Origin of the sequence: Campylobacter concisus (genome assembly GCF_003048615.2) — a bacterium.
GTDB classification, from domain to species: Bacteria; Campylobacterota; Campylobacteria; order Campylobacterales; family Campylobacteraceae; genus Campylobacter_A; species Campylobacter_A concisus_C.
Genome location: NZ_CP049263.1, coordinates 573,668 through 586,319, shown reverse-complemented (window position 1 = coordinate 586,319; position 12,652 = coordinate 573,668). Strand labels below are relative to the sequence as shown.

The following is a 12,652-nucleotide window of genomic DNA, read 5'->3' as shown; positions in this document are numbered from 1 at the left end:
GTCAATGTTAACTTCTGTCGACAATTTTCTAAAATATAGAGAAATAAAAAAATTCCTATCTGATAATAGAATTGATTTTAATGGATTTGGAGGATTTAATGTCAACAACCTTGTTGTGCATGAATTTGGTTATTTATTGCGATATGTTTCTAAAGGTCATGTAGAGGTTTTTGATGATATAGAAAAAATCTACAAAGAAAAGGAGATGATTCTAACTAATATCAATAATGAGTGTGCAAAAAATATTTTGAGAGAAGAAGAAAATTTAAATGTAAGCCATGAAACCGCCATAAGTAATATGCTAGATTTAAAAGGCATCATTATAAAGATTTGTTCTTTAATTGAAAAATGCCACGAACTTAATTTAAATTATTTAGAAGTTAAAGAAAAATGTTGTTAAAAAATTTATAAGTATCCACTATTTATTTAAAACTATTTTTCCTTTTTCGGAAAATATGATTGTTCCGTTGAAATCCTTAACTATATCGTGTAACTGCTGCAAGCTTACTGGATTAATAACTTCAATAGGGTATTGTCCAGTTTCTTGATATATCTTTTTAATCTCCAATATATTGATTGTTTTTTGAACAAGAAAAAACATTCCACAAACTGCAAGACAAGAATAAGTAATGGATAAAATAGTTGAGCATATTTTATAAAAATATCTAATTTTAATCATTTTTAAATAACCTTCTTGATTTATTCTTTACTTGTATCAAAATAACCCAAAGTAAGTAAGGTTAAAAACGATACTATTACGACCATTAGAAAACCAATAAAAAAGATATCAACTATCATTCATTAGCCATCACTTCTTAAAACTATTTTTAATTCATTAATAGTCTTAATCTTTAATAAAATATTTAATAGTTCATCGCCGCCAAAAAACGTCGGATACGAATTTTCCTTATCATAGTCCTTTATACATTGTTTTAACTCATTTACGAGCGGATCAAGATCGTTATTTATTATTTCAATATCTACACAATAGCTTCCTACAGATGCTCGTATCGTTGAATACCCATGTTGATCAACATTAGATATAGGCTCAATATTAACAGGAATGGCGTTTAAAAACTTTAAATTGCTCTTGTTTATAGAGAGTTGGTTGCTATTGGCTACTTTTGCGCTTTCAAAATAATTGGTTGATACTTCGACTTTATGAACGTCGAAATTTACTTGTTCTGATTTTGGTGTTTTATTCATTATTCTGCTCACAAATACCTTTTTATTACAATTTTGATATCCTCTTAATCGTTTAATATCAAAAAGTTTTCCATCAAATTTGTCAAATAATTTCCAAAGCGTATTACGTCCAACCGTTTCATAGTAGTTTTTATTTGCAAGTTTTTGTATGGCTATTGCAAGATCGCTTTGACAAATTTCACCTTTTTGATCAATAATTTCTTGTGCCAGTTGCAAAGATATCTTTTCTTTGTCGCTTAGCCCAATAAAATCATCTTCAATAAATTTTAGATCTAATTCCCTGGTATCGATTAAAGCAACCATCTCTTTTGTATGGCTTCTCTTTTTCTTTGGTTTTAAGCTAACAATCATTTCATTGTCGTTGATAGAAATCGAGCTGTCACTTTCGTTTTGTAAATAGTAAGCTTCATCTACACTATCCATAAAGGCTGTAGCGCCTTTATAATTCTCATCGTTTTTATCCATTCCCTGCTTAGGTTGGTGGTGGAGGAATATAATGGTAGCACCCTTGTCTCTCAATCCTTGCAGGTCTGCCATAAATCTTGTTATATTATCATCTTTACTTAGACTACCTTTTATAAAATTTCTAATACTATCTATAATAATAAGTCGATTTTTTATTTCACCTGCTTTAAATTCTCTATTTAACTTTTTGAATATAGTAAATCTATGCGAGCTGTTAGAGAGAATATATTTTATTTTTCCACTGCTATTATCCATAATTTTATCGACTTGTCTACTCTGTAATATATCAATGCCATTATCAGCATCCATATAAACGATTTCATCTAGATTGACATTGTTTTTCACTAAGTAATTACAAAGATGGATAGCAAACATGCTCTTGCCTGCACCAGCGCCAGCATATACCATGTTTAAGCTCTGTTTTGAAAGGAAATTCGGTATCAGCCATTCAAAATTAGTATTTTCAATATCCAAAGCAGTGAATTCCTTGACATTTATGATTTTATTTGATAGAATATCAGTGCTTTTGTGGGTTGTGCTATGGCTATGGTGGTGGTTCCGCTTCATATCACAACCTTTTTTCTTTTACTGCAAATCATTATCTTCTTTCCTGTTCTATTAACCATTCTTTTACACTCTCTAGTCTATACAATATTCTTTTACCTATTCTGATATATGGTAAAGGAGGGATCTTTGCTTTACGTTTCTCAGTATAATTTACACTAAATCTAAGCCTAGTTTGTTTATCTATGCTTATTCCAAATAATTCCTCGAACTGCTCTGGAGTAATAAATTCATTCTTTTTTTCTATTTTTTCATCTACTACATCAATCATAAAAAGATAACCTCCTAAAAAATCTAATATCATTTTATATCTCACAACCTTATACTACTCTTAATACATTAACAAATAATTTTAGATTTGCTAAAATAAATAAAAAAAGGAAATTTATGAAAACAAATGGATGCGGGGACAAACTAAGAAGATTACGCAATGCCTATGGACTTACTCAGAGTGAGTTTGGTGATAAGATCGGAATAAGTAGAGTTAGGGTAAATTCTTATGAAAATAATATAAACCCACTTCCCATACAAGTCAAATACAAGATTGCTGAAGCTACTGGTTTTGGAATTGACTACTTTGATACAGATATCGATATAGCTACTGCAATTAGCAAATATAATATTGAAACTGACAATGGTAAGCTTCAAATAAGAGCTAATTCTGAAAGCATTTGCACAATTTATGATGATCTATACGATTTTGCAAACCAAAAAGAAAGCATTGATCCTTACTTACAAAGTATTAAAATTCTTTCAAAACTATTTAATCTATCAAAGCCATATGACTATAATTTTATTACCGTAACAAACAATAAGGCAGCTCCATTCGCAACAGATGGAGATATTTTAATTATTGTAAGAGATAACATCCCAAGAGATAATGCCCTCTTGGTTTTAAGAGTTAATAATGAGGTATTAATTAAGTATTGCCGTATAAACCCTTTTAATCAAAACCTTAAGTTTTTTTCAAGCAAAGATGATTTCTCCAATATTGAACTTTCTCAAAATGAACTTAATAAAATAGAAATTTTAGGATACGTCATAAACATTTTTAAGAACTATCAACCTAAATATATTGAAGAGTGATTTTAAAAAATTATTTTCTCTTTATTTGTCTGGGGTTTGGGGGCTTGCCCCCATGTTTTAAATAAAAGTCCAAATTTTGCTTTAGCAAAATTTGGTTTACCTATTGTCTATTGTTTTTAGCTCTTTTTTCAAAAAGACAATAGCATCCCTTCCTTTATACTTTCGTAAGTGTAATATATTTTTTAACAATAATGAACAACTAATTATAAGTCTTATATAATTAATATATAGTAAATATCATAAAGACCTATTAGATGATAAAAAAGTATTTTATAGAGTAATAATATATTTACTTTAGATCATAAGGCTCTATTATTTGCTGAATATTATTGATACAATAGTCCTGGTGAACCCACCACCTACTTTCAAGTTTAAATTTCACCATTTTTCATTAGATTTCAAAATTACCAAATTTAAAACAATCTGTTTTTTACCAACGTCAAAGTGAAATTTAAATCCACTTTGACATAAATTTAAAATTTATACTCGATCTTCAAACCACCACTTATGCCGTAGTTTTTATCATTATCAAGCATCCCGCTTAGCTGAGAAGAGAGAACTAAATTTTCGCTAAGCTTGGTGTCTGAGTTTAAAGTAAGCTTGTAGCTTAGCTTATTGTTATCAAGTTTGTAATCAACATACTCACTTGAATTATTAAGCGAAACATAAGATTTATCTTCTGAGTTATATATACTTTGCTTTACTAAAAATTGCACACTAAATGCGTTTTTATCGCTGTATAAAGCGTATTCTACTCCCGCTGCTACAGCCACATTAAAGTCATTGATGCTCTTTTGATCATATCGGTCATTTTTAAATCCATCAATGCCGTTAGCGCCAAGCTCTAGTGCTAGTAGTGGCTTTATGCTTTGCTCAAACTCACCACTTTTAGAGAGTGAAATTTTATATTTATAGTAGTTGCTTGATAGGATGCCTCTGCCTTTTACGCTAGCTTTTTGCGCCTCATCTAGGCTGCGTTTTGAGTTTATAAAGGCAAAATTTAAGTTACTTTGTATCTCGTGAGCTCCTCTTTCAAAAAGCCCATACGCACCAAAACTATAAATTTTAGCATCATCTTTTAATACATTTGAGCTAAATTTAGCCTTACTTACTCCAGTGCTCACGCCTAAGATAAACTCGTCATAACCTCTGTCATAGCCGATATTTGTACCATAAAATTTAAGGTCGCCATCGCTTTTTTTATCTTTAAAATAAGCACCATTTACATTTGCCCAAAAGTTGTTTCTCTCCCTGCTAGCTTCTGCTGCTTCGTAAGCCATCTTCGCGCTTGGCATGATGTCACTTTCAAGTCCAGCTAGCTTAAACTGCGAGATATCAGCCTTTGCCCTTAGCTGCGTGACCTGAAATAGCCTAGAGTTCATCAGCTCATTGCTGTTTTGCAAGGCTTTTATGCTCATTTTGAGCGAAGAAGTAGAAATTTCTTTCATATCCTTATCTGCTTTTTGTGCTAGTTTTCTTAGCGCCTCATCGTCACCGCTTGAGATTGCTTGCACAAATTCAGGCGTGCCTTTTAGCATGCTTAGGATTTTATTTTCTCTTTGGCTAAATTTAGAAACACTCTCTTGCACTACATTGGACGAAACGGCTGGATTTTCTCCCTTTTTGTCGCTTAGCTTCATCACGATCTTGCCGTCACTTATGGCGTAAGTCATAAACAAATCCCCAAGTTTTTGCTCGTTGTTAAAGATAGCGCCCTCATTTATGATATTTTGCGCGCTTACTAAGGTATATGTTTTATCAAGCGCCATGCCGCCTTTAAGTGCCGCAGTAAAATCAACATCAAATTTCATCCCAGCACCAAGGGTTAAGACCTTTTTAAAGTCAAGCACCGGCTCATTTTCACTGCCAAAGCTCTTTATCTTTAGGCTCTTTTTTACGACACTATCAGGCTCAAAGCCAAGCTTTTGCGCACCACTAATCTCTAAATTTTCTACCTCAAATTTACCATCCCCTAAGAGCACATCTTTAGCTAAAGGCGTATCTTTGCCATTTATTACTAGCTCTTTTAGCTTAGTTGTGCCGCCTCCTACTCTTAGCAGACTATCGCTATCCATGACGATTTTATTGTCAAATTTAACGTCTTTAACAAGCAAATTTCCACTCTCAATATCCTGGCGATACTTTAAGCCGTCATCATAGGTATTTGAGCCATCAAATTTATCGATATAGTGAGTTAGCTCGCCACTTAAATTTATGACCGAGTTTTTAGCCGTGATGTCACCATTTAGCTTAGCATCTTTACCTATGGTAAGCTCTGATGATTTAAGCTTTATGCCATCTTTTGCACTAAATTTTCTCTCGTCCCAGTCAGGCTGATAGAGTGTGGATGGGCGAGCGAGATCCATATAGGCTGGCTCACTTAGGCCAGCTGCGGCTATCTTGCTCTTTGCTAGGGAAGTTAAAACGCTAGCATCGCCAATGGCGTGCGTCTTTGGATGTCCTTGGAGCGTAACTTTGGCATTTTCTAGGCTCAAAGCACCATCAATGTCAAATCCTCCGTCAAAAACAAGCTCCTTGCCCTGCCCGCTATGTTTTAGCTCTATATTTTTATCGATGCTTGCGTGAAATATCGTATCTTTGCCAATCTCGCCGTTTATTTTAAGGATCGCTCTTTGCGAGTTTTCATTTGTTATCTTAGCGTCGCTTGAGTTGGCTGATATGTTGTCAAAAGTCTGATCAAAGCCATTTAGATCAAGCACTCCACCGCCATTGCCAAAGAAAATTTTGTCATTTAAATTTTCATTCACGCCAAGCCTTAAGAGCCCCCTGCCACTTGTTAGATAAATTTTATCAAAGGCATTTAAAGCTCTTAACTCAACCACGCCCTCGCCTAGCCTTAGTGGTTTGTTGCCACTTGAGCTTACTATCAAGCTGCCTTTGCCTAGCTTATGCACGCTTGTGTCTGAAACGACGTTTAAATTTAAACTTGCACCCCCAGCTATGTCAAAACCTGCAAATTTTGCTATCTTGCTACCATTTGTGCTATTTAGCGTAAGATCTCCGCTATTTACGACGATACCGCCATGTCCTAAGTCTAGATTAGAGTTTAGCGTGATGTTTGAGCCATTTGCGCTGCTAAATATATTATCTTTATTTTGCACTAGCGCGCTGCCTAGGACATTTACGCCACTTACTAAGTTTTCATACTCTTTTTTATAGTCGTTAAAATCTCTTGCAGTAACGATAGAAGCGTAGTTTTTATTGTCCTCAACTCCGGTTAAAACGCCTACTAAGACCCATTTTTGAGCTACCGTGTCATAGACAAAAAACCCAGAGCCGCTATCTCCTGGCAAAAGCCTATTTCTAAAGTCTCTGTTTGAAGTCATAAATAGATAAACCCCGGGTTTGCTTACACTTGAGTAATGGCTCTTATAAACTGCCGAGTACGCCACTCCTATCTCATTTACGCTTGCACCAAGTGCGTTATTTACTATATTTTGGTTCTCAAACTCAGTAGCACTCATCACCTCAGCAAAGCCATCTGAATCGCTTTTTGGCTTTTCAAGGGCAAGTGAGCCTGTGCCAGCCTCGTATGCAAGGATGTTCTCGCCACTAGCTCCGCCGCTATTTTTTATATCTCTAAAACGATCTTCTATCTTGTTTGCATTAGCTTCATCTTTTGCTTGATCTTGGCTAGATATCTCCAAATTTGGCACATCCAAAGGATCGATCTGCCCTTCGACTATGTATTTTGAAGTGCGAAGATACGTTGTGTCTGCGCCATAAAGCTTTTGCGTAGAATTTGTCGCGTATTCATAAAGTGTGTTGCCAAACCAGCCTCTATTTTCATTAAAATTTGTAGCAGCTGAGGCAAGAAGTGTGTGATTTGCCGTAACTACAAAACTTCGTCCAAGCGCAGTAAAGTTGCCTTTATTGTTTCTTGCGTTGTTGTTTGGGATCTTATCAAACGTAAATTTAGTGCCGTTTCTTTGCGTAAATTCTAGTGGAACGTCTGAGGCTTTAAAGATGCCTTTGTTTTGCGCAAGATCAAGGTAATCTCTATAAAAATTTGTCCCTATATCCATGACCTGAGCGTCTAAGCAACTACATAAAATGCTAGATAAAACAAGAGAAATGCTAAGATTATTTTTCAAGATAAACCTCCATTTTTAAGATAAATTCCATTTAAATCGCAAAAGGCATTATATACCTTTTTAAGTCTTGTGACGACTAAAATCTTAATTATTCTTTAAACGATAAATTTACTTTAGCAAATTTACCCCTGCGTTTTTTAAATTTATCTCGATTTTTAAGCTAGCATTTGGCTATAATCACTCAAATCTAGATTGCGGTCGCAATTTACATTTGCATAAATTTATCTTCAACTACCATTTTTGCAAATTACAAAAGTCAAATTTCACAAGTTTCGCGTGCCGAAAATATCAAATTTACATTTCTTAAATCCCAAAAGGAGATTTCGTGGAATTAAAACAAACCGGTATATCACGCCGTGGCTTTTTAAAAGGTGCTTTAGCCACAGCTGCTGCTGCCACGCCACAAACGATGCTGGCTGGCTTTACGCCATTTAAGTCTGACTCGCTTCAAGTTTGGTCGTGTGGTGGCCTATCTGAAGCTTTTAACGAGCTAAATGCCATTTACGAGTCAAGAACAGGGCACAACATCCAATACACAGGCGCTTTTGCTGGCGCTCTTGGCAAGTCGCTTTTAGCACTTCAAAGCACGACCGAGCTCTTTGGAGCAAGGGTTTTAGAGCTTTCTAAAAAACTTCGCAAAGCTGGTCTTAGCCTCCACTTTAGGCCGCTATGCTTTACCGACTACGTCCTAGTCGTGCCAAAAGGCAATCCAGCAGGCATTCGTGACTTAAAAGACCTTGCAGAGCCAGGTGTTAGAGTGATGCTGCCTCTTAGATCATCGCCCCCTGGCAGTGGCCCAGTCAAAGGGATCTTAAAAAACTCAAACCTAACTGATGCTGTGATGAAAAACATGGTCGCAAATGGATCATGCGTCATAAATATGATGTGCGAGCTAGTTGATGGCAAGGGCGACGCTTCGATCATCGAAAAGCGCCTAACAACGCACGATAGGTTTAAAGACAAGATCGAGTATATGCCCATCGATGAAAAGCTCATCCCACCTGGACCGCTCACTTTTACGCTAAATATAATGAAATATGTAAAAGATGAAAGGCTAGCAAATGACTTTGCAGACTTTGTTTGCGGCACCGAAGGACAAGAAATTTTTGAAAAACATGGCTTTACCTCCATTTATTCAGCGCGTGGGCTAGAGCTTATAGAAAGGTTTGGTGTAAAAGATGTGTAGTAGCTGTAATAGCGCATGCTCTAATAGCAGTGCATGCGGCAATGTAAATTTAAAAAAGAGAAGCAAAAACTCACCCACAACAAAGATAAGACGCCTAGTGCAGCTCATCTTTATAGCAGGCATCGGGCAATGGGCGTATTACGGCATTTTTAGATGCCCTTTTGTAGTGCCTTTTGTGAATTGCCAAAACTGCCCTATCATCACCTGTTGGGGGCGGATCACATCGCTGTTTTTTGGATTTTGGCTATTTATCCCAGCACTTGTCATCCTCTTTGGCAGGGCATTTTGTGGCTGGGTATGTCCAGCAGGCTTTGTCAATCAAATGCTTGGTAAATTTGCCTTTTTCAAGCTAAAAATTCGCAGCAAAAAGCTGGTAATCGCTCAAATAGGCATGCTAATTGCCATAGCGCTCAGCCTTTGGGTATATTTCGTCTGGGGCAATCCACGCATGATGATACCTATAAGAACGAGCGATGAGTACCTAACAGCCGTTACTTTGTCACTTCGCTTTGGCGAGTGGGAGTGGGTCACTCGCACAGCAGTCATCATCTCAGTCATGCTAGCCTCGCTAATCATAGCCAACCTTTGGTGCCGCTTCGTCTGCCCATCAGGTGGCGTGCTTGAAATTTTGCGTAAATTTTCGATCTTTCGCGTCTATAAAACAAGTGCCTGTGACGACTGTGACGCATGCTTGCGCAAGTGCGAAATGGGGACAAGACCTGATGAGATAAACTGCACAAACTGCGGAGACTGCCTCAATGTCTGCCATGCAAATGCCATTAAATTTGGAAGGAAAAAGAGCTAATGATCTTTCGCACTAAAGCTGATCTAGATAACCACCCATGCTTTAACAAAAAGGCCTCCGCTAGCTACGGACGCGTGCATCTGCCAGTAGCACCTCACTGCAACATCCAGTGCAACTTCTGCAACCGCATATATGACTGCGCTAATGAAAATCGCCCTGGCGTAACGGCAAAGGTGCAAACACCAGATGAATCGGTGAGATTTTTAGAAAAGCTCTTTAAATTTAGACAAGACATCTCAGTCATCGGCATCGCTGGACCTGGCGATCCGATGTGCGATGCTGACAAGACGCTAGCGACCTTTGAAAAGTGCAAGTCCCACTTCCCAAACGCCCTGCTTTGCCTCTCGACTAATGGCCTAGCACTGCCTGAGCATGTGGATGAGATCGTGCGCCTTGGCGTGAGCCACGTGACAGTGACGGTCAATGCCGTGACGCCAGATGTTGGCTCGAAGGTCTATTCGTGGGTGAGATATGAGGGTAAAAACTACTACGGCGAAGAGGCTGCTAGGATACTGCTAGCACGCCAGGACGAGGGCATCCGCAAGCTAAAAGAGGCTGGCATGCTAGTAAAGATAAACACCGTAGTCATCCCTGGGGTCAATATAGACCACGTCCAAAGCATCTCAGCAAAGGCAAAGCAGTGGGGAGCTGACATAATGAACTGCATGGCGATGATACCGGTGCATGACACCCCTTTTGAAAATTTAAAGTCCCCCTCAACCGAGGAGATCCACCGCATACGAAGATCAATAGCTAGCGATATAGACCAGATGACGCACTGCAGTAGGTGCCGCGCTGATGCATGCGGGAAGCTTAGCGAAAGATAACGATAAAAGACACTAAATTTAGTGTCTTTTTGGTTTTTCGACCTTTGGTTTTTCTTGTGTGGCTCGTGGCTTGTGTGTCTTGCAGCTCTTGGTTAAATTTTGTAAAGTTATGTTGGATAGCAAAGTTATAAAAAGGCATAGAAAAGTGTGGTTAATTCGTAATTGAAGTGAGTTTTGCTCAAAAACAAGGTAGCGAAATTTTCTTTACATTATTTTACAAACTCTTTTAAAAGCCATTTAAATGGACATTAAATTACACATCTTAATGCTTTAGCTTAATCTATCTTGTATCTTTGATAGTCTTATGCTTATGAATAGACGCCGTTTTGTATGAAATTTAAATTCGTTCTTATATTAGTTTTGCTCTTGCATAAATTTTGTCTTAGCAAACCACCTAAATTTATGCTTGCTTTAAATTTACAAGCTCAAATTCAGCCCAAAATTCGCTTCCAGCTCCTGCTTCGCTTTTTACACCTAGCTTTGCGCCGTGAATTTTAGCTATATTTGCAGCGATGGCAAGACCAAGGCCGCTGCCTCTGTTTTGGCTTTTGTTTCTTGAGCTTTCAACTTGATAAAATTTATTCCAGATTAGCTCGATATCTTTTTTAGAGATGCCTAAGCCATCGTCTTTTACAGACAAAAGTGCGTGCGTTTTTGTGAGGGTTAAATTTAGCTCGATCTTAGCTTCTGCAAATTTTAGTGCGTTACTTAAAAAGTTATCCACCAGCCTTGATATCATCAGCTCATTGCCTAAAATTTGGACATCTGACGCTATCAAGTAGCTAAAATTCAGCCCCCTAGCGTTTGCTAACTTCTCATAGTCGGTAGCTAAATTTTGCAAGATAGAGCTTAAATTTATGCGCTTTAGCTCCAAATTTCTGCCAGCTTCCAGTCTTGAGAGCTCCAAAATTTGATCTATCAGCGAGGTTATCTTTCTTGACTGTCTAAAGATGACCTCCAGCGACTCCTTGGCCTCACCCAAATTTTGTGAGTAATTTTTAGCGTAGTCGCTCTCAGCCATGATGACAGATAGTGGCGTTCGCAGCTCGTGCGAGACGTCTGAGGTGAGCTGTTTCTCGCTTTGATAGACCTTTTCTAGGGAGTCGAGCATCTGGTTAAAAACGCTTGCAAGCGCGTGCAGCTCGTCTTTGCCAGCAGGCAGGTCTATGCGCTTTGAAAAGTCCAGGCTTTTACCTATCTCAAGCGCAGTTTTTGACATCGTGGCGACTGGCTTCATCGCGTTTTTTATCGTTTTATAGCCGCCGTAAAGCACGAAGAGAAACAAAACCGGCACAAAAACGCCAAGAGCCAGTAAAAATAGCCCCTCTTTTTTAAAAAATTTCTCCGCATTTATCACGCCTCTGACCCAGACCCCTTTGCCTCTAGCTGCGATATCGTAGTAGTAAAAGCGGTTTTCGCCGTTTTCAAAAAGGCGCACTGCACCGCTATTCATTTTAAGTGAAATTTGAAAGTGTTTTGGTGCTAAACCACCGATCACATCGCCTTTTGCGTTATATTTTATAAAAAATATCCCATCATCGTATGGCTCAAACTCATCCATGTCATTGGCTATTTTGGTGACTGATTTGGCTAACTTTTTTTGGCTCACGTCCTCAAAAACCTCATCCGCCACGACCGCCGAGATAGCAATGAGAGCTGCCACGATAACGATGATAAAAAACGAGTACCAAAGCGTTACGCGCGCCGTTATTGGGATATTTGCAAGCGCTTGTTTAATCCTTAACAACATAACCAAGCCCTCTTTTAGTCTGGATCACCTCGCACTCGCCTAGCTTTTTTCTTATGTTTTTTATAAGCACGTCGATGACGTTTGAGCCGCCCGTATAGTCAAAGTCCCAGACGTGCTCTTTGATCTGGTCGCGAGTTAAAATTCTGCCCTTGTTTAGCATCAAAAACTCTAAAATTTCATACTCTTTGCCAGTGAGCTCTACCTGCTCGCCGTTAAATTCGACTGACTTTTTAGAAAGGTCGATCTTTAGCTCACCTGCGCAAATTTCATTAGCCACGTTACCACTGTTTCGGCGAATGAGTGTGCGCACTCTAGCTAGCAGCTCCTTAAAGTCAAATGGCTTGACCAAGTAGTCATCCGCGCCCGCGTCAAGCCCCTTTACAACGTCGTCCACATCGTCCTTTGCTGTTAGTATCAGCACAGGCGTGGCAAGCTTTGCGGCGCGCGATCTTTGCAAAAATGTAAGTCCGTCCATCACTGGCATCATAAGATCAAGCACGATGAGATCGTAGTGCGCGACGGCGGTAAAGTCCATCGCCTCCTCGCCGTTAAACGCGCTATCGACGCTATATCCGTTTTTCTTTAGGTGCCTTGTAATGACGCTATTTAGGTCCATTTCGTCCTCTACGACTAAAATTTTCATCCCTG

The 12,652-nt window shown here is 38.3% G+C and carries 11 protein-coding genes; 5 read left to right on the top strand and 6 right to left on the bottom strand.

The features are described 5' to 3' along the window. The first annotated feature begins 4 nt into the window (after window positions 1-4). A complete protein-coding gene (locus tag CVS89_RS03010; RefSeq protein WP_103610249.1) occupies window positions 5-400 on the top strand; it encodes a hypothetical protein in 396 nt (131 codons plus the stop codon). Between the two features lie 18 nt (window positions 401-418). Here CVS89_RS03010 and CVS89_RS03005 read toward each other — a convergent pair whose 3' ends face one another. The 3 genes from CVS89_RS03005 to CVS89_RS02995 all read right to left on the bottom strand — a co-directional run bounded on the left by CVS89_RS03005 (window position 419) and on the right by CVS89_RS02995 (window position 2,506). After that, window positions 419-679 (bottom strand): hypothetical protein, encoded by a 261-nt coding sequence (locus CVS89_RS03005; protein ID WP_103567044.1) that lies wholly within the window; start codon window positions 677-679, stop codon window positions 419-421. Between the two features lie 122 nt (window positions 680-801). Next, complete coding sequence (locus CVS89_RS03000) at window positions 802-2,238, bottom strand: AAA family ATPase (protein WP_103567045.1); 1,437 nt, start codon at window positions 2,236-2,238, stop codon at window positions 802-804. A gap of 31 nt (window positions 2,239-2,269) precedes the next feature. After that, on the bottom strand, window positions 2,270-2,506 hold the full coding sequence (locus tag CVS89_RS02995; RefSeq protein ID WP_103567046.1) for a DNA-binding protein: 237 nt from the start codon (window positions 2,504-2,506) through the stop codon (window positions 2,270-2,272). 116 nt (window positions 2,507-2,622) lie between these two features. Here CVS89_RS02995 and CVS89_RS02990 point away from each other — a divergent pair, with 116 nt between their 5' ends. Then, on the top strand, window positions 2,623-3,321 hold the full coding sequence (locus tag CVS89_RS02990) for a helix-turn-helix domain-containing protein (protein WP_103567047.1): 699 nt from the start codon (window positions 2,623-2,625) through the stop codon (window positions 3,319-3,321). A 473-nt stretch (window positions 3,322-3,794) separates the two neighbouring features. Here the strand turns inward: CVS89_RS02990 and CVS89_RS02985 are convergent, their stop codons facing one another. Beyond that, window positions 3,795-7,436: a S6 family peptidase gene (locus CVS89_RS02985; RefSeq protein ID WP_107848175.1), complete on the bottom strand. Its 3,642-nt coding sequence runs from the start codon at window positions 7,434-7,436 to the stop codon at window positions 3,795-3,797. Between the two features lie 325 nt (window positions 7,437-7,761). Here CVS89_RS02985 and CVS89_RS02980 point away from each other — a divergent pair, with 325 nt between their 5' ends. From CVS89_RS02980 to nifB, 3 genes are read left to right on the top strand one after another with little or no spacing between them, the layout of a single operon-like run. After that, window positions 7,762-8,622, top strand: coding sequence for a substrate-binding domain-containing protein (locus tag CVS89_RS02980; RefSeq protein ID WP_021087798.1), 861 nt, complete (start codon window positions 7,762-7,764; stop codon window positions 8,620-8,622). Next, window positions 8,615-9,427: a 4Fe-4S binding protein gene (locus tag CVS89_RS02975; protein ID WP_107848174.1), complete on the top strand. Its 813-nt coding sequence runs from the start codon at window positions 8,615-8,617 to the stop codon at window positions 9,425-9,427. The genes CVS89_RS02980 and CVS89_RS02975 overlap by 8 nt, the downstream gene beginning before the upstream one ends. Further along, window positions 9,427-10,254: a nitrogenase cofactor biosynthesis protein NifB gene (gene nifB / locus CVS89_RS02970; protein ID WP_107848173.1), complete on the top strand. Its 828-nt coding sequence runs from the start codon at window positions 9,427-9,429 to the stop codon at window positions 10,252-10,254. Before CVS89_RS02975 ends, nifB begins: the two co-directional genes overlap by 1 nt. Before the next feature lie 400 nt (window positions 10,255-10,654). On the opposite strand, the gene CVS89_RS02965 is transcribed toward nifB, so the two are convergent. Then, window positions 10,655-12,004, bottom strand: coding sequence for a sensor histidine kinase (locus CVS89_RS02965; protein ID WP_107848172.1), 1,350 nt, complete (start codon window positions 12,002-12,004; stop codon window positions 10,655-10,657). Continuing rightward, the gene (locus tag CVS89_RS02960) at window positions 11,988-12,647 is read right to left on the bottom strand and encodes a response regulator transcription factor (RefSeq protein ID WP_107848171.1); all 660 of its coding nucleotides are present in this window, start codon (window positions 12,645-12,647) and stop codon (window positions 11,988-11,990) included. Before CVS89_RS02960 ends, CVS89_RS02965 begins: the two co-directional genes overlap by 17 nt. Window positions 12,648-12,652 lie beyond the last annotated feature (5 nt).

What these genes read in the sequence shown, in the direction of transcription:
- CVS89_RS03010 (WP_103610249.1), top strand. Translation starts at nt 5, where the DNA reads ATGTTAACTTCTGTCGACAATTTTCTAAAATATAGAGAAATAAAAAAA.
- CVS89_RS03005 (WP_103567044.1), bottom strand. Translation starts at nt 679, where the DNA reads ATGATTAAAATTAGATATTTTTATAAAATATGCTCAACTATTTTATCC.
- CVS89_RS03000 (WP_103567045.1), bottom strand. Translation starts at nt 2,238, where the DNA reads ATGAAGCGGAACCACCACCATAGCCATAGCACAACCCACAAAAGCACT.
- CVS89_RS02995 (WP_103567046.1), bottom strand. Translation starts at nt 2,506, where the DNA reads ATGATTGATGTAGTAGATGAAAAAATAGAAAAAAAGAATGAATTTATT.
- CVS89_RS02990 (WP_103567047.1), top strand. Translation starts at nt 2,623, where the DNA reads ATGAAAACAAATGGATGCGGGGACAAACTAAGAAGATTACGCAATGCC.
- CVS89_RS02975 (WP_107848174.1), top strand. Translation starts at nt 8,615, where the DNA reads ATGTGTAGTAGCTGTAATAGCGCATGCTCTAATAGCAGTGCATGCGGC.
- nifB (WP_107848173.1), top strand. Translation starts at nt 9,427, where the DNA reads ATGATCTTTCGCACTAAAGCTGATCTAGATAACCACCCATGCTTTAAC.
- CVS89_RS02965 (WP_107848172.1), bottom strand. Translation starts at nt 12,004, where the DNA reads ATGTTGTTAAGGATTAAACAAGCGCTTGCAAATATCCCAATAACGGCG.
- CVS89_RS02960 (WP_107848171.1), bottom strand. Translation starts at nt 12,647, where the DNA reads ATGAAAATTTTAGTCGTAGAGGACGAAATGGACCTAAATAGCGTCATT.